This is a genomic window from Streptomyces sp. NPDC051051, assembly GCF_040682975.1.
GTDB lineage: Bacteria > Actinomycetota > Actinomycetes > Streptomycetales > Streptomycetaceae > Streptomyces.
Genome location: NZ_JBFBCB010000004.1, coordinates 208,494 through 224,356, shown reverse-complemented (window position 1 = coordinate 224,356; position 15,863 = coordinate 208,494). Strand labels below are relative to the sequence as shown.

At 73.4% G+C, this 15,863-nt stretch carries 12 protein-coding genes; 8 read left to right on the top strand and 4 right to left on the bottom strand.

Going from position 1 to position 15,863, the window contains the following annotated elements:
- Positions 1 to 14: 14 nt before the first annotated feature.
- The 5 genes from purB (at position 15) to AB0N31_RS05220 (ending at position 5,697) form a co-directional block, all read left to right on the top strand.
- Positions 15 to 1,304, top strand: a complete 1,290-nt coding sequence (gene purB, locus AB0N31_RS05240) for an adenylosuccinate lyase (protein WP_366056990.1) — start codon at positions 15 to 17, stop codon at positions 1,302 to 1,304.
- The gene (locus AB0N31_RS05235; protein ID WP_366056989.1) at positions 1,288 to 1,725 is read left to right on the top strand and encodes a GNAT family N-acetyltransferase; all 438 of its coding nucleotides are present in this window, start codon (positions 1,288 to 1,290) and stop codon (positions 1,723 to 1,725) included. Before purB ends, AB0N31_RS05235 begins: the two co-directional genes overlap by 17 nt.
- A gap of 98 nt (positions 1,726 to 1,823) precedes the next feature.
- Complete coding sequence (locus tag AB0N31_RS05230) at positions 1,824 to 2,585, top strand: response regulator transcription factor (protein WP_366056988.1); 762 nt, start codon at positions 1,824 to 1,826, stop codon at positions 2,583 to 2,585.
- Positions 2,586 to 2,694: 109 nt separating this feature from the next.
- Positions 2,695 to 4,152: a multicopper oxidase domain-containing protein gene (locus AB0N31_RS05225; RefSeq protein WP_366056987.1), complete on the top strand. Its 1,458-nt coding sequence runs from the start codon at positions 2,695 to 2,697 to the stop codon at positions 4,150 to 4,152.
- Between the two features lie 27 nt (positions 4,153 to 4,179).
- Positions 4,180 to 5,697: an MDR family MFS transporter gene (locus AB0N31_RS05220; RefSeq protein WP_366056986.1), complete on the top strand. Its 1,518-nt coding sequence runs from the start codon at positions 4,180 to 4,182 to the stop codon at positions 5,695 to 5,697.
- Positions 5,698 to 5,800: 103 nt separating this feature from the next.
- On the opposite strand, the gene AB0N31_RS05215 is transcribed toward AB0N31_RS05220, so the two are convergent.
- The 3 genes from AB0N31_RS05215 to AB0N31_RS05205 form a co-directional block, all read right to left on the bottom strand.
- The gene (locus AB0N31_RS05215) at positions 5,801 to 6,886 is read right to left on the bottom strand and encodes a methyltransferase (RefSeq protein ID WP_366056985.1); all 1,086 of its coding nucleotides are present in this window, start codon (positions 6,884 to 6,886) and stop codon (positions 5,801 to 5,803) included.
- 266 nt (positions 6,887 to 7,152) lie between these two features.
- Positions 7,153 to 8,580 (bottom strand): 3-carboxy-cis,cis-muconate cycloisomerase, encoded by a 1,428-nt coding sequence (gene pcaB, locus AB0N31_RS05210; protein WP_366056984.1) that lies wholly within the window; start codon positions 8,578 to 8,580, stop codon positions 7,153 to 7,155.
- The gene (locus AB0N31_RS05205) at positions 8,577 to 10,595 is read right to left on the bottom strand and encodes an FAD/NAD(P)-binding protein (protein WP_366056983.1); all 2,019 of its coding nucleotides are present in this window, start codon (positions 10,593 to 10,595) and stop codon (positions 8,577 to 8,579) included. The genes pcaB and AB0N31_RS05205 overlap by 4 nt, the downstream gene beginning before the upstream one ends.
- Positions 10,596 to 10,885: 290 nt before the next feature.
- Here AB0N31_RS05205 and AB0N31_RS05200 point away from each other — a divergent pair, with 290 nt between their 5' ends.
- The 3 genes from AB0N31_RS05200 (at position 10,886) to AB0N31_RS05190 (ending at position 14,438) form a co-directional block, all read left to right on the top strand.
- A complete protein-coding gene (locus tag AB0N31_RS05200) occupies positions 10,886 to 11,101 on the top strand; it encodes an acyl-CoA carboxylase epsilon subunit (protein ID WP_366056982.1) in 216 nt (71 codons plus the stop codon).
- Positions 11,102 to 11,131: 30 nt separating this feature from the next.
- The gene (locus AB0N31_RS05195; protein WP_366056981.1) at positions 11,132 to 12,724 is read left to right on the top strand and encodes an acyl-CoA carboxylase subunit beta; all 1,593 of its coding nucleotides are present in this window, start codon (positions 11,132 to 11,134) and stop codon (positions 12,722 to 12,724) included.
- A gap of 892 nt (positions 12,725 to 13,616) precedes the next feature.
- Positions 13,617 to 14,438 carry an AfsR/SARP family transcriptional regulator gene (locus AB0N31_RS05190; RefSeq protein ID WP_366056980.1) on the top strand — a complete coding sequence of 274 codons (822 nt, stop codon included), beginning with the start codon at positions 13,617 to 13,619 and terminating at the stop codon, positions 14,436 to 14,438.
- 167 nt (positions 14,439 to 14,605) lie between these two features.
- Here the strand turns inward: AB0N31_RS05190 and AB0N31_RS05185 are convergent, their stop codons facing one another.
- On the bottom strand, positions 14,606 to 15,709 hold the full coding sequence (locus AB0N31_RS05185) for a ParB/RepB/Spo0J family partition protein (protein WP_366056979.1): 1,104 nt from the start codon (positions 15,707 to 15,709) through the stop codon (positions 14,606 to 14,608).
- Positions 15,710 to 15,863: the final 154 nt, after the last annotated feature.

Below are 15,863 nucleotides of genomic sequence, written 5' to 3'. Positions count from 1 at the left end.
ACAGAGGTCGTTGCATGATCGCCCGATACACCCTGCCCGAGATGGCGGAGCTCTTCTGCGACCAGTCGCGCTATGCCGGCTGGGTCCGCGTCGAGATCCTCGCCACCGAGGCACAGGTACGGCTGGGACGCGTCCCCGAGGAAGCGGTCCGCGACATGCGCCGGGCCCGCGTCCCGCTCGCCGCCCGCGTCGCCGAGATCGAGAAGGAACGCGACCACGAGGTCCTCTCCTTCCTCGCCGCCTACTGCGAGGACATCCCCGACTCCTCGGCCCGCTGGGTCCACCTGGGCATGACCAGCTACGACCTGGTCGACACCGCCCTGGGCCACACCCTGGCCCGCGCCACCGACCTGCTGACGGCCGCCGTACGGCGGCTGCGCCGCACCCTGGTGGACAAGGCCCTGGAGCACTTCGACACCCTGATGGTCGGCCGCACCCACGGCGTGCACGCCGAACCCACCACCTTCGGGCACAAACTCGCCGGCTACGCCTTCGCCGTCGACCGCTCGCTGCGCCGCCTCGCCGCCGCCCGCGACGCCGTCGCCGTCGGCACGATCTCCGGCTCCGTCGGCACCTACGCCCTCATCGACCCCTTCGTCGAGACCTACGTGTGCCAGTCGCTGGGCCTGGGCGTCGAACCCGCCCCCAGCCAGGTCGTCGCCCGCGACCGGCACGCCCAACTGGTGCAGGCCGTCGCCGCCCTGGGCGCCTGCGTCGAACAGATCGCCCTGGAGATGCGGCTGCTGCAACGCACCGAGGTCGCCGAGGTCGAGGAACGCCGATCGAGCGCCTACCAGGGCTCCAGCGCCATGCCCCACAAACGCAACCCCACCACCAGCGAACGGCTGTGCGGCCTGTCCCGCCTGCTGCGCGGCTACGCCACCACCGCCCTCGAGGACGTCGCCCTGTGGCACGAACGCGACCTGGCCCACCAGTCGGTCGAGCGGGTCATCCTGCCCGACAGCCTGGCCGTCGGCCACTTCCAGGCCACGATGGCCGAGGAACTGCTGTCCTGCCTCCAGGTCCACCCCGACCGGATGCGGGCCGCCCTGGACCGCACCCACGGCCTCATCTACAGTTCCGCCGTCCTGGCCGAACTCCTCGGCGACGGCACCGAACGCGAGCACGCCTACCGCTCCGCGCAACGCGCCGCCAACCGGACCCTGGCCACCGGCACCCCCTTCACCCACACCCTGGCCGAGGAAGGCGTCCGACTGCGCGAGGAACTGCGGCCCGAACGCTTCCTCGTCCACCACGACGTCGTACGGCGGCGATTGGAGACACTCGATGAGCTGGAAGACTGAACGCGCCGACGGAGCCGACCTCGACCTCGACGAGGTGCTGGCCGTCTACCACGAGTCGGGACTGGGCGAGCGGCGCCCCGTCGAGGACCGCGACCGGATGGCCGCGATGATCCGCCGGGCCAACCTCGTCGTCGTCGCCCGCGACACCGACGGCGCCCTCATCGGCATCGCCCGCAGCATCACCGACTTCTCCTACGTCACCTACCTGTCCGACATCGCCGTGGTGCGCCGCCACCAGCGCTCGGGGGTGGGACGGGCCCTGCTGGAGGCCACCCGGCACGAAGCACCCGACACCAAGGTGGTGCTCCTCTCGGCCCCCGCCGCCACCGCCTACTACCCGCGCGTCGGCTTCACCCGCCACGACTCGGCATGGGTCCTGAACCCCGGAGCGCCCCTGCAGGGGCCGCGAGCCCAGCCGTAGCCGGACTCCACCACGCATCCCTAGGTTCGTCGGCGCAAGGCCCGCGCCGACACCGCCCGCCGCCCGCGCGGGCGCCCGGCACATTCCACGGGGGAGGCATGAGCCACATTCCGTCACCGGCACTGCTGGAGCCCTCCGTCCCCGGCCCCGAGGCCACCCGGCCCGCGCCGCCGGGTGCCCCGGCGGCCGCCCGGGCACCCACCGGCCAGCGCATCCTGGTCGTCGACGGCGACGCCGCCCTCGCCGGATCGCTGACCGCCCAGCTGCGCCGGCACGGACACGACCCGGTCGGCGTCCGGCACGGCAGCGCCGCCCTGCAGGCCTACGGCGACGTCGAACTGGTGCTGCTCGACCTCGACCTGCCCGACCTCGACGGCCTGGAGGTGTGCCGCGCGATCCGCGAGGTCAGCCGGGTCCCGATCATCATCGTCACCGCCCGCCGGTCCGAACTCGACTGCGTCCTCGGGCTGCACGCCGGCGCCGACGACTACGTCACCAAGCCCTACGGGCTGCGCGAACTCATGGCCCGCATCGAGGCGGTGATGCGCCGCGCCCGCTGGCAGCCCGCCGCGGCCCGCGAGATCCACCACGGCCGCCTCCACATCGACGTCGACTCGCGCACCGTCACCGTCGACGACGAGCCGGTCGCCCTCACCCGCAAGGAGTTCGACCTGCTGCACCTGCTCGCCTCCCAGCCCGACACGGTGATCCCGCGCAAGCAGCTCCTGCAGCAGGTGTGGGGCGACTTCTGGTCGCGCCGCACCATCGACACCCACGTCAGCAGCCTGCGCGGCAAACTCGGCGGCAGCGGATGGGTCGTCACCGTGCGCGGGGTGGGATTCAAGCTGGGCACCGGATGACGCGCCCGCACCCCGCGAGCACGCCGCACGAGCCGGACACGAGTGCGCCTTGCTGGACTACAGCCGCCCCCCACACCGGCAGCCGTGCAGACGAGTCCAGGAGAACACCATGATCACCCGACGCAGTGCACTGAGCGTCGCGCTCGCCACCACAGGGGTGGGGCTGACCGGCGCCGGCCTGGCCCCCCTGGTCGCCGCGCACCCGACGGCCGGGACGCGGGCCGCGACACCACCGGCGGCCCCGGCCGCGGGGGAGAAGTTCCGGCGGCCGATGCCCCTGCTGCCCGTCAAGCGACCGCTGGGCACCGCCGGCAGGTCCGACGTGTACGAGATGACCATCAAGCCCGCCCGCGCGGAGATCCTGCCCGGCATCCAGACCGACGTCCTCACCTACGACGGCCACTTCCCCGGACCGGTCATCAAGGCCCGCACCGGCCGCCCCGTGGTGATCCGCCAGCGCAACCGCCTCACCGTGCCGACCGCGGTGCACCTGCACGGAGCCGCCGTGCGCCCGGACAGCGACGGCGACCCCATGGACGTCATCGCCCCCGGCGCCGACCGCGTCTACCACTACCCCAACCGGCAGCCCAACGCCCCGCTGTGGTTCCACGACCACGCCCACCACCTCGAGGCGGAGAACACCTACCGCGGCCTGTCCGGCTCCTACCTGCTCACCGACGCCACCGAACGCGCCCTGCCCCTGCCCGCGGGACGCTACGACGTCGTCATCGCCCTGCGCGACGCCCGCTTCGACGACCAGGGCCGGCTCGCCTACGCGATGGGCGACCGGGCCCGCAACACCCTCCTCGCCAACGGCGTGCCCTACCCCTACTTCGAGGTCGCCGCCCGCAAGTACCGGCTGCGCCTGCTCAACGCCTCCAACCAGCGCCGCTTCGAACTGCGCCTGGCCGACGGCGGCCCCCTCGTCCAGATCGGCTCCGACGGCGGCCTGCTCGCCGCCCCCCACACCACCGACCACATCCCGCTGTCCGCCGGCGAACGCGCCGACGTCGTCGTCGACTTCTCCCGCTACCCGGCCGGCACCAGCGTGGTGCTGAAGAACACCACCGGCCCCGGTCCGGCCGAGGAGACCGGCGAGGTGCTGCGCTTCGACGTGGTGCGCACCGCCGACGACCCCAGCCGGATCCCCGCCCGGCTGCGCACCCTGCCGCCGCTGCCCCGCCCCGACGCCGAACGCGAGGTGGTGCTGCGCATGGACGAGGGCGGCGAACACCCCGGCGCCTACATCGACGAGAAGGTCTACGACCCCGAACGCGTCGACGCCTTCGTCAAGTTCGGCACCAGCGAGATCTGGACGGTCACCAACGCCAACGCGCGCGCCGAGCACAACTTCCACCTGCACCTGGTGCAGTTCCGGGTGCTGGAGCGCGACGGGCGGCCCCCGCAGCCGGGGGAGAGCGGCCTGAAGGACACCGTCTTCCTCGCCCCGGGCGAGACGGTCAGGCTCCAGGCCGTCTTCGACAGCTACCGGGGCCACTACGTCTACCACTGCCACATGTTCGAGCACGGCGCACGGGGCATGATGGCCACCATGCACATCAGATGAGGCGTTCCGGCCGGGAGAGGACAGCTCATGGGCGCGACGACCGGCGAGACCGAGGAGACCAGGCGCGGCCCCGGCCGGCACAGCGTACGCCTGGCACTGATACCGCTCCTGCTCGCGATGCTGCCCTCCTCGCTGGGCACCACCATCGTCGCGACCTCGATGCCCACGATCGCCGGTGAACTCGGCGGCGTCGCCCACCTGTCCTGGGCCGTCACCTCCTACACCCTGGCCGCCGCGGCCTCCATCCCCGTCTGGGGCAGGCTCGGCGACATGTACGGGCGCACCCGCTGGCTCGTCGTGGCGATGTCGGTCTTCCTGACCGGCTCCGCCCTGTGCGGGCTGGCCCAGGACATGGCGGAGCTGATCGCCGCCCGCACCCTGCAGGGCCTGGGCGGGGGAGGGCTCGCGGTCGGCGTCATGGCGGTCATCGGCGAGCTGATCCCGCCGCGCGAACGCGGCCGCTACCAGGGCATGATCACCAGCGTCATGGTGTTCTCCATGATCGTCGGCCCGCTGATCGGCGGCGGCATCACCGACACCGTCGGCTGGCGCTGGACGTTCCTGGTCAACCTGCCCGTCGGCGTCCTCGCCCTGGTCCTGATCGCCCGTCTGGTGCGGGTGGCCGGCCCGCGCCGCCAGGCGCACATCGACTACGCGGGCGCCGCCCTGCTGGTCGTGTGCATCGTGTCGTTCGTGCTGGTGGTCACCTGGGGCGGCGTCAAGCACGCCTGGGGCTCGCCGACGATCCTCGCCCTCGCGGCCCTGTGCGCCGCGGCCCTGGCCGGCTTCGTCCACGCCCAGTCCCGCGCCGCCCAGCCGGTGCTGCCGCCGCGCCTCTTCCGCAGCCTCAACTTCTCCCTGATGTCCGTCCTGAGCTTCACCAACGGCTTCGTGATGTTCGGCGCGGTCCTGTACCTCCCGCTGTACCAGCAGGCCGTGCACGGCGTCTCCGCGACCGGCTCCGGCCTGCTGCTGCTGCCGATGCTCGGCGCCCTGGTCGTCGTCTCCCAGTTCTCCGGACGGGCCGTCGCCCGCACGGGCCGCTACAAAGCCCTCCAGGTCAGCGGCGCGGCCGCCATGCTCGCCGGCACGCTGCTGCTGTCCCGGATGGACACCCACACCCCCCGGCCGGCCGCCGCGCTCTTCATGACGCTGCTGGGCGCCGGCATGGGCTTTCTGGGGCAGAACGTGATGACCGTCGCGCAGAACAGCGTCACCGCCCAGGACGTGGGCGTCGCCTCCGCCGCGATGACGCTCTTCCGCACCCTGGGCCAGTCGGTCGGCGTCGCCGCCATGGGCACCCTGTTCAACAGCCGGGTGCGCGAGGTGATGGCCCGGCAGACGCACGGCGCCGCCTCCCTCCCCGACACCCGCCTCGACGCCCAGGGCATGAACCGGCTGGAGGCCGGGATGCGCACCGTCTACCGCGGCGCCGTCGCCCAGGGCGTCCAGGGCGCCTTCCTGCTGGCGTCGCTGGCCGCCGGCCTCGCCCTGCTGAGCGCGCTCCTCGTGCGCGAGGTCCCCCTGCGCACCGACCGCACCTGACCCCCGCAGCAGCCCGCCCCCCGCAGCAGCCCCCCCGCAACAAGGACGGCCCCGCGCCCCCAAGCATCAGGGGGCCGCGGGGCCGAAGCCGGCACCGGTGCGGTCAGCGCCGGCTCGCCTCGACGATCGAGATCGCCGCCGGCGTCTGCACGACGCGCTCCAGCGTGAACCCGGCCCTGTCCAGCAGGTCGCCGTACTGGGCGCGGGTGCGCTCCTTGCCGCCCACCAGCAGCATCAGCCACAGGTCGACCAGCTTCCCGGAGTGCGGGCCGTTGAGCTTGTCGGGGACGACCATCTCCATCACCAGCAGGCGGCCGCCGGGGTTCATCGCCTCCCGCACGTTCCCCAGGATCTCCAGGGCCTGCGGCTCCGGCCAGTCGTGGATGATGTGCTTGAGGATGTACGCGTCCCCGCCGCCGGGCACCGCGTCGAACAGGCCGCCGTCCGCGATCGTGCACCGCTCGGACACGCCCTGCGCCTGAAGGAAGGCGGCGGCGCCGTTGGAGCCCACCCGCGGGTCGGAGAGGATCCCGCGCGCCGACGGCGTCTTCTTCAGCACGCCGGCCAGCAGGTCGCCCCGGCCGCCGCAGAAGTCGACCACGGTGCCGTAGCGGGCGAAGTCGTAGGCGGCCAGCAGCGGTTCCGTCTCCGTGCTCGACATCGCGCCCATACCGCTGGTGAAGACCGCGCCGTACTCCGCGTTGGCCTCCAGGTACTCGAACGCGCCCATGCCGCGCAGCTTGGGCAGGCTCGGCTCGCCGGTGCGCACCGCGTCGACCAGGTGGCCCCAGTCCTCCCAGTGCAGGGGGTGACCCATCAGCCGGGCGATGCCGTACATGGACATCGGCGCGTCCTCGCACAGCGCCCGGGCCATCGGGGTCAGGGCGAACCGCCCGTCCTTGCGCTCGGTGAAGATGTCGTAGGTCGCCAGCAGCCGCAGCAGGCGGTGCAGCGCGTCGGGGTCCGCACCGGTCTTCTCGGCGATCCGCTCCGGCGCCAGCGGGCCGTCCACGAGGGTCTGCGCGACGCGCAGCTCGGCGGCCACGTAGATCGCCTGGCTGACCATGGCCCCCTGGACCAGTTCCAGGAGCGCGAACGGCGGCGGTGCGAGCTTGCGCGTCAGACTCTGCAGAGCTGCGCGCACCCCTTCGACGGCACGGACGACACGGGCGGGCGGCAGTGGCGGCATGGCATTCCTCCGGCTGGTGCGATGACGTGACGGTTGTGAACGGGCGTAGGGGGCAGGGGAGAGCACCTTTCGCGAAACTCGCAGCGACCGGCGGAGCGGCACTGGAGCATGTCTCGAAGGACGACGGGTGCCGCACCGGCCCCGGAAGAACAGGCGGGTGCGGAAAGGGCGCAGGCCGCCCGCGGGCCGCGCGGCGCCCCGCCCGCGGCGCACCCGCACGACAGGCCCCACCCGCACCCGCACGACAGCGACGGCCGCGGTCCGCCTCACCCCCGCAGCGCCCGGTCCACCAGCGGCCCCGCGGCCCCGGTGTACCGCCCGGGATCGAGCAGCTCCGCCAGCTCCTCGCGGCTCAGCACGCCCTGCAGCCCGGGCAGTGCGGCCAGCACGTCGCCGAGCCCGCGCCCGCTTCGCCGCGCCTGCTCCGAGGCCCGGCTGAGCACCTCCCCGGCCGCCGCCCTCCCCAGCCGGGGCGCCAGATACGCGGAGAGGCGTTCGGAGACGATCTGCCCGCCGGTCGCGTCGAGGTTGTCGCGCATCCGCCGCGGATGCACGCTCAGGCCCGCCGCCAGCTCGGCGGCCGCGTGCGCGGCGCCCCCGGTGAGCCGCAGGCACTCGCGCAACGGCTGCCACTCGGCGTGCCACAGTCCCGCCGAGCGCTCGTCCTCCGCCGGCAGGCACTGCGCCAGCACGCAGCTCAGCGCCGGCACCTGCACCGCCGCCGACCGCATCAGGGTCGCCAGGACCGGGTTGCGTTTGTGGGGCATCGCCGACGACACCCCCCGGCCGGCCCCGGCGGGCTCGGCGACCTCGCCGATCTCGGTACGGGCCAGCACCTGCACGTCCGCCGCCATCTTGCCCAGCGCGCCCGCGGTGTAGGCCAGGGCCGCGCCCAGATCGGTGACCGGCGTGCGCAGCGCGTGCCAGGGCAGCACCGGCCGGGCCAGGCCCGTCTCGGCGGCGAACGCCTCGACCAGATCGTCCACCACCTCGTGCGGGCCGCGGCCTGCGCCGCCCGCGGCCTGCCCCGCGTACTGCAGATAGCCGGCCAGGGTGCCGGCCGCGCCGCCCAGCGACACCGGCAGCCCTTCGTCGGCGATCCGCTGCAGCCGCGCGGCCGCCTCCAGCACCAGCTGCCGCCAGCCGGCCGCCTTGAGCCCGAACGTGGTGGGCACGGCGTGCAGGGCCAGGGTCCGCCCGGCCATCGCCGTGTCGCGGTGGGCGGCCGCCAGCTCCGTCAGGGACGCCGCCGTGGCCCGCAGGTCCGCGACGATCGGCCGCAGGGCCCGCGCCGCCACCAGCATCGCGCCGGTGTCGAAGACGTCCTGGCTGGTGGAGCCGCGGTGCACGTACTCGGCGGCCTGCGGCGCCTCCGTGCCGACCCGGCGGGTCAGCGCGGCCACCAGGGCGACCACCGGGTTCGCCGTGCGGCGGGCGGCCAGGGCCAGTTCCCGCACGTCGAAGTACTCGGCCCGGGCGGCGGCCGTGATCGCCGCGGCGGCCGCGGCCGGCACCGTGCCGCAGCGGGCCTGGGCCCGGGCCAGCGCCGCCTCCGCGTCCAGCATGGCCTGCAGCCAGGCGGTGTCGCCCACCGCGGCCTCCACCTCGGTGCCCACCCGCACCGGCGACAGCAGCCCGGCGTCCGGCTGCACACCGGGGACGGGACCGGCGGGTTCGCTGCGCGTCGTGCTCACGGATGCACCTCTTTCGGGCCGGGAACCACCGCAATGCCGTCCACCGCGGCCGGCGCCGGGTGCAGCGGGGCGGGCAGCGCCAGCACCGCCGCCGCGATGGCGTCGGAGTCCTCCAGCGTCACCGACCCGACACCGGGCCGTATCCCCGCCGCCGTCACCCAGTGCACCGACTCCGTGGGCACCCCGAACGCGAAGCGCCGCGGATGCGCCGCCCCCGCGCCGTCCAGCAGGTGGTACGGCCGCGCCGACACGGCCAGCCCGCCCGTCTCGTAGCCGCCGTCGCCGTCGCCGCCGATGTGGTAGGGGCGGCACCGCCCCGCCTCCAGCAGCCGCCGCATCAGCGGATCGGCCGTACGGCGCAGATCGGTCCCGGGCAGCCGGGCCTCGATCAGCGCGGTGGCCCGCACCCGCACCCCGGGAACCCGTGCCGACGTGCCGACGAAGACGGCCTCCCCCTCCTCGACACCGGTGCTCACGTGCAGGCCGGGGCCGGTCACGTCGAGCACCCCGGCCTCCATGAGCGCGATCATCTCCTCCACCCGCCCGGCGGGCGGGCCGATGGACAGATAGGCGTTGAGCGGCGTGTACCACCGCTCCAGCTCGTCGCGGTGCGAGGCCGCCTCCAGCCCGCCGTGGTCGACGGCCAGCCGGATCTCGTTGCGCAGGTCCCGCAGCACGTCCAGAGCGGCCTTCAGCGGCCCGCGCACGTTCCCCCGGCGCGCCTCGGCGACGTCGCGGACCAGATGGTCGCGCAGCCAGGCACGGAACTCGGCCGGGCCGGCGAAGGAACGCGCGGCGTACGGACGGGCGACGACCCCCCAGTCCCAGCGCTCGTCCCGCCCGATCCCGGCGGCGTCCAGCACGGCGTCCTGCGCCCGGCCCGGTGCGGCCCGCAGGAAACGCGACGCGAAACGGGCCACGGCGGCCGCCTCGTCGCCCCGCGCGCTCAGCAGCGCCTCGTAGTAGACGCTCTGCACCTCCGTGGAGATCATCGGCCACAGCACGGTGTGGAAACGCAACGGCTCCGCGCCCGCCGCGCGCAGCGCCGCGACCCGCTCCACGGTCAGCAGCCGCGGCCGGTAACGGCCGTGCGCACCCTTCTCGTTGTCGCCGCGGGAGTGGTACGGCACCCCGCGCCGCGAACCGGCGAACATCCGCGGCTCCCGGCCCGACGGCCGGTACACCAGCCGGCCCCCCACCCGCTCGAACGTGCCGCCCCGGGCGTGGGTGAACAGCGACATGTAGTCGAAGAAGTTCAGCCCCAGCCCGCGCAGCAGCACGGGCTGGCCCGGCGCGATGCGCGACAGGTCCACGTCCGCGGGGTTGGCCGGCGCGACGTAGACGAGGTCATGACGGGCGGCGAACTCCGCCAGCACCCGCTCGCGCCGTCCGAGGCGGGCGGGGACGTGCCCCTGCGCGAGCACCACCGCGGACAGCCCCGTCAGCCGCGTACCGTCCTCGAGGACCACGGTCTGCGGCCCCGCCCCGTAGGCACCCCCCGGCCCGCCGGCCGACGACTCCTCCTCCAGGGCCACCGCCCGCACCCGGTGCACCCGCACCACCACATGCGCCGGCGCGTTCGCGACGACCTGCTCGAACGCCCAGGTCAGGTACCGCCCGTACAGGGCACGGGTGGGATACGTGTCCGGCCCCAGCGCCCCGGCCTCGGCCAGGACGTCCTCGTCGCGGGGCGTGGCGGGACCGGGCGGGAGCGAGCCCCGGCGCAGCGCCCTGGCCCACTCGTACAGACTCGGCCCCTCCTCCAGCGGGCCCCGGATGCTGACGCTGCCGTCGGTGTACACCGTGACCTGCGAGGCGACGGTGTTCATCAGCAGGTGCGGCGACTGCGACGGCCGCCACACGCGGCCCGCGCCGGGCGGTTCGGGATCGACGACGTGCACGCCCACCCGCTCCCACAGCGGCGACTTGCGCTCCTGCGCGCACAGCCGCTCCAGCAGGGACAATCCGCGCGGGCCGGCTCCGACCAGGCACACCTCGGTGCGCCGGCCGCTCACCACGTCGTTCCGCCCGGCGCACCGTCGTCAACCAAGGGACCTGTGGGCATGGTCGCGTTCTCCTTGTCACGCAGGGCCTGCCGGCCTCGAGAGCAACCGCCGTCCGGTGCGCACCACACTCCCCGCGGCGCCGGGAGGAACGCTCAACCAGCACTCGCGTCCCGTTGGAGGCCCGCCGCCCGCCGCCCGCCGCCGTCCCCGCCGCCCGGCACCGGCGGATGTCGAGCAGGACACCAGCTGTTCTGCAGGGGCGGGCCCCACCGTGGGGGGAAACCCCCAGGAGGTGCCCCGTGGAAGAACGGACCGCCCACGCGGTGCGCGTGGAGCGCGGATCGGCCGACGAGGCGGAACTGGCCGCCGTCACGGTGGTGCTGATGGCCGCACTGGCCGGCCGGCGGGCGCACGCCGGCCGGCACCACCAGGACACCGCGCCGCGGCCGGCCGCCGCGCAGTGGCACCGGTGGGACCGACTCGCGGCCTATCAGCCGCCGCACAGCTGGCAGTAGCGGCCGGCCGGCGGCAGGAAGGGACGCAACGTGACCCTCATCGACGACGTCTTTCGCCCACACGCCGAGGGGGACGACTCCCGGGGGCGGGCGGCCGGGCTGCGCGCCGTGCGCCGACGCGCCGTGCACGGACCGGGAACCGCGGCGACCCGGGCCCAGCACGCCAAGGGGAAGCTGACGGCACGCGAACGCATCGCCCTGCTGCTGGACGAGGGCTCCTTCTGCGAGATGGAGCAGCTGCGCACGCACCGGGCGACCGGCTTCGGGCTGGAGGACCGCAGGCCCTACACCGACGGGGTGATCACCGGCTGGGGAACGGTGGAGGGGCGCACGGTCTTCGTCTACGCCCACGACTTCCGCATCTTCGGCGGGGCGCTGGGGGAGGCGCACGCCGCCAAGATCCACAAGGTGATGGACAAGGCGATCGCCGCCGGCGCCCCGCTGGTCTCCCTCAACGACGGCGCGGGCGCGCGCATCCAGGAAGGCGTCTCGGCACTGGCCGGCTACGGCGGCATCTTCCAGCGCAACACCCGCGCGTCCGGCGTCATCCCGCAGATCTCCGTCATGCTCGGCCCGTGCGCGGGCGGCGCCGCCTACAGCCCGGCGCTGACCGACTTCGTGTTCATGGTCCGCGACGTGTCGCAGATGTTCATCACCGGCCCCGACGTGGTCAAGGCCGTGACGGGGGAGGAGATCACCCACGACGGGCTCGGCGGTGCGGACGTGCACGCCCGCACCAGCGGCGTGGCGCACTTCGTCCACGAGGACGAGGAGAGCTGCCTCGCCGACGTCCGCTACCTGCTGTGGATGCTGCCCCAGAACAACCGGGAGAACCCGCCGGTGGTGAGCACCCAGGACCCGCCCGACCGGCCCTGCGAGGCACTGCTGGACCTGGTGCCCGTGGACGGCAACCGCCCCTACGACGTCCGCCGGGTCATCGAGGAGATCGTCGACGACGGGGAGTACGTCGAGGTCCACGAGCAGTGGGCACCCAACGTGGTCTGCGCCCTCGCCCGCCTCGACGGCTCGGTCGTGGGCATCGTGGCCAACCAGCCGCAGACACTGGCCGGGGTGCTGGACATCCGGGCCAGCGAGAAGGCCGCCCGCTTCGTGCAGATGTGCGACGCGTTCAACATCCCGATCGTCACCCTGCTGGACGTGCCGGGCTTCCTGCCCGGCACCGACCAGGAGCACGGCGGCGTCATCCGCCACGGCGCGAAACTCCTGTACGCCTACTGCAACGCCACCGTGCCCCGGATCTCACTGGTCCTCAGAAAGGCCTACGGCGGCGCCTACATCGTCATGGACAGCCAGTCCATCGGCGCCGACCTCACCTTCGCCTGGCCCACCAACGAGATCGCCGTGATGGGCGCCGAGGGCGCCGCGAACGTCATCTTCCGCCGCGCCATCGCCCGGGCGGCGGACCCCGAGGCCGAACGGGCGCGCCTGGTCAAGGAGTACCGGGCCCAGCTGATGCACCCCTACCACGCGGCCGAACGCGGCCTGGTGGACGACGTGATCGACCCCGTCGACACCCGGCGGGTCCTCGTCTCCTCCCTGAGGATGCTGCGCACCAAGCAGGTCGGCCTGCCGCTGCGCAAACACGGCAACCCTCCCCAGTGACCGCCGGGCGGACCCGCCCGCCCACGCAGCAGCGCCCGCCACCGCCGAACCCACGCGGTGGCGGGCACCGCCGCGTGCACGGCGGCCGTGACGGCAGCGGCGCACGCGGCGGCAGCGACGGCCCGTCGCCGGGCGCGAGGGCGGCCCCGGCGCGTCCCACGCCCCCATGCCCTCACGGCCCCGCGGCGGTACGGCACAGGCGGCACCGGCCCGGCAGCCGGCCGTGAGCCGCACCGGGCCCTGCCCAGGCACAGGCACCGGCCCCCGGCCGACGCCCTCCCCGCCCCGGCCGGCGCGGCCCGCACGGCGGGGAAGAGCGGGGAGTGCCGGCCGGCGGGTGAAGCCGCCGACACCGGTCATCCGCAAAACCCGACGGAACACGCCGGAAGGGGGCCGCATTCGCGTGGCCCGGGCCGCCCCCACCTGTTCACCGGTCATGGCGCCGGAAGTTTCCGAACGGGAATGCGCCGGGCACGACGCCATGCCGGACGCCGGTCCGGCACACCGGCCGGACGGCAATCAGGGTGACCTTATTACAGCTGCGCGCGGGATGGGAGACCCCCGTCGGGAGGGCCGGCGGAGGTAATTCCTCCGCTTGAACAGCCCTTGACCTCCCCGGACACGGCCCCAGGGAAGCACTTGCCGCACCCGGCAATGAGTCGACACAATCCCGCTGGTCCATGAGTTATCGGTGGACAACGGCGAAAGCACCATCAGAGGGACAACTGAAAAGCGGTGGAGTATCCGCGGATCCGGGTCACACCAGCGGTTAACGTACTCGACGGCTCGGTGAGCACAGAGAGGCTGCGGAGTCTGCCAATGCGACATGCGCTGCAGATCAGATTCGGTGACGGCTCGCAAGCGCGAAGCCGCCGGATTCTAGGAGGAATCTGTGAGGGTAAAGGTCCTCGGCCCGCTTGGTGCCGATGTCAACGGTGTGAATGTCGTACCAACCGCAAGTAAGCCCCGGCAGATACTGGCGCTTTTGGCCCTCTATCCCGGGCGGGTCGTTCCGATCTCGACACTCATGGAGGAGATCTGGGGAGTCGACCTGCCCGCGAGCGCCCTGACGACGCTGCAGACGTACATCCTCCAGCTGCGGCGGCGCCTCGGCGCGGCCATGGGCCCGGACGCCCCGGGCACCGCCAAGGACGTCCTGGTCACCCGGTACGGCGGATACCTCCTCCAGATCCCGCCCGAGCAGGTGGACGTCCACGAGTACGAGCGCCTGGTGGCCGCGGGACAGCGCGCGTTCGACAGCGGCGACGACCTGATGGCGGCCACCCTCTTCCGGCGGGCGCTCGACCTGTGGGACGGCTCCGCCCTGGTCGACGTACGGATCGGCTCCGTGCTCGAGATCGAGGCGACCCGCCTGGAGGAGAGCCGCCTGGTCACCGTGGAACGGCGGATCGACGCCGAGCTGCGGCTCGGCCGGCACTGCGAGTTCATCGCCGAGCTGACCGATCTGATCGCGCGCCACCCCCGGCACGAGGGCCTGCACTCCCAGGCCATGGTGGCGCTGTACCGCTCGGGCCGGCAGGCATCGGCGCTGGGCGTCTACCAGCGCCTGAGAACCCGCCTGATCGAGGATCTGGGAGTGGAACCCTCGCCCCAGTTACAGCGGCTCCACCAGGCGATCCTCACCGTCGATCCCCGGCTGGACGTGATCGCGGGGCACCAGCCCTCCTCCACCTTCGGCCGCTACGCGAGCTGAGCGGCCGGCGCGGGCGGTGTCGTCGGCGGCATCTGCAGATCTCCCCGGAGCGCACCTCTTGCGCGGGGGATGCCGCCGGCGGCGTCACGACGAGGCCATGACGCCGCACGTCCCGCCGGGGGACGCCCCGCAAGGGCCGGGACACGCGGATCGACTGCGGAATTTCCTCAGTTGAAGGTCTGCGGGCACTCGTCGCAGACCAACTCCATGCGCATCGCGATGCGGTTCCACTGCGCCGCGCACGCGCGTGCCAGCGCGGCGATCTTCCGCGCCTGATGAGCGGGCGCCTGCAGCACCAGGACGGGATCGGTCCTGCGGATGACGCGGGCTTCGAGCCAGCGGATCATCTCCCGGCCGTCGTTGCTGTACTTCAGGGCGGGGTCCCGTTTCAGCGCCTCCAGCTGGACGACGGGGTCGACGAACGAGCCCATCGGGTAGAGGCCGGCCTGCGCCGCACGGATGCCCGCCTCGGCGCCCGCGCCCGGCGGCGGGCCGTCGTCCCTGCCTGATCGTTCCTGTGCGTCCCGGGCCGCCGGCGCGGACACACCGGCCGGTTCGGCGCTCACCCGCGGGACGGCGTCCGGCTCCTCGGGGACGATGCCGGTGGCCTTCTGGCGGCCCTTGTGGGAATTGAGCGGCCGGACCCGGCCGTCGCGCCCGACTCTGAGCGGAGCCTGCGCGATCTGCCCCGCGTATTTGCGGCGTAACGCCCCGACGGTCTTTCCGGAAAGGCCGGTCTTCACGGCGACCGCCCGGTCCGACCACTCGGGGAAACTCTCCAGGATCTTCATCGCCGACTTCTTGCGGTCGGAGAGGGTCAGCGCCAGACCGTGCTTCATGTTCAACTCGACGGCCAGCAGGAAGGCTTCCCGTTCCGACCCCTCGAAATAGCGGGCCTCGACGGTTTCCCGACCGTTCAGACGGGCCGCGTGCAGCCGGTGCATCCCGTCGACGACCTTCATGGTCGAGCGGTGCACGACGATCGGCGGGAGCCTGTCGGGACACGCGGCCAGAGCGCGCACGTGGTCCTGGTCGATTCCGGCCAGACGGGGGGAATCGGCGTCGCGGAGCATGTCGATCGGAATCCGGGTGATGGAATCGGAGAGTTCAGCCGAGTGATCCGGTCTGACCGGCCGACATATCTGATCTTGAGGAAGTCCGCCTCCGGGGTTGGTCTCCCCCGGCATGCCGATCATCACGCTGCTTCTCCCCCCGAACCGAAGCGCATATGCGGGGACAGTACCATTGGGATTCCGCCACGAACAGAGCACTCTCCGGAACTTTGTACGAGCGTGTTATGTCGGTTTTTGTCGGGCGGGACACCGGTGCCCCCCAGACGCCTCGCGCAGGCCCCGGCGGCCGCGAGGACCGCGTCCCGCAGGCCGTCCGCCGACCGCGGCCCGTGCCGCCCGGCGCACACCCTCC

Bases quoted from the DNA above. Each gene is read 5' to 3' on its own strand.
- purB (WP_366056990.1), top strand. From the start codon at position 15: ATGATCGCCCGATACACCCTGCCCGAGATGGCGGAGCTCTTCTGCGAC.
- AB0N31_RS05235 (WP_366056989.1), top strand. From the start codon at position 1,288: ATGAGCTGGAAGACTGAACGCGCCGACGGAGCCGACCTCGACCTCGAC.
- AB0N31_RS05230 (WP_366056988.1), top strand. From the start codon at position 1,824: ATGAGCCACATTCCGTCACCGGCACTGCTGGAGCCCTCCGTCCCCGGC.
- AB0N31_RS05225 (WP_366056987.1), top strand. From the start codon at position 2,695: ATGATCACCCGACGCAGTGCACTGAGCGTCGCGCTCGCCACCACAGGG.
- AB0N31_RS05220 (WP_366056986.1), top strand. From the start codon at position 4,180: ATGGGCGCGACGACCGGCGAGACCGAGGAGACCAGGCGCGGCCCCGGC.
- AB0N31_RS05215 (WP_366056985.1), bottom strand. From the start codon at position 6,886: ATGCCGCCACTGCCGCCCGCCCGTGTCGTCCGTGCCGTCGAAGGGGTG.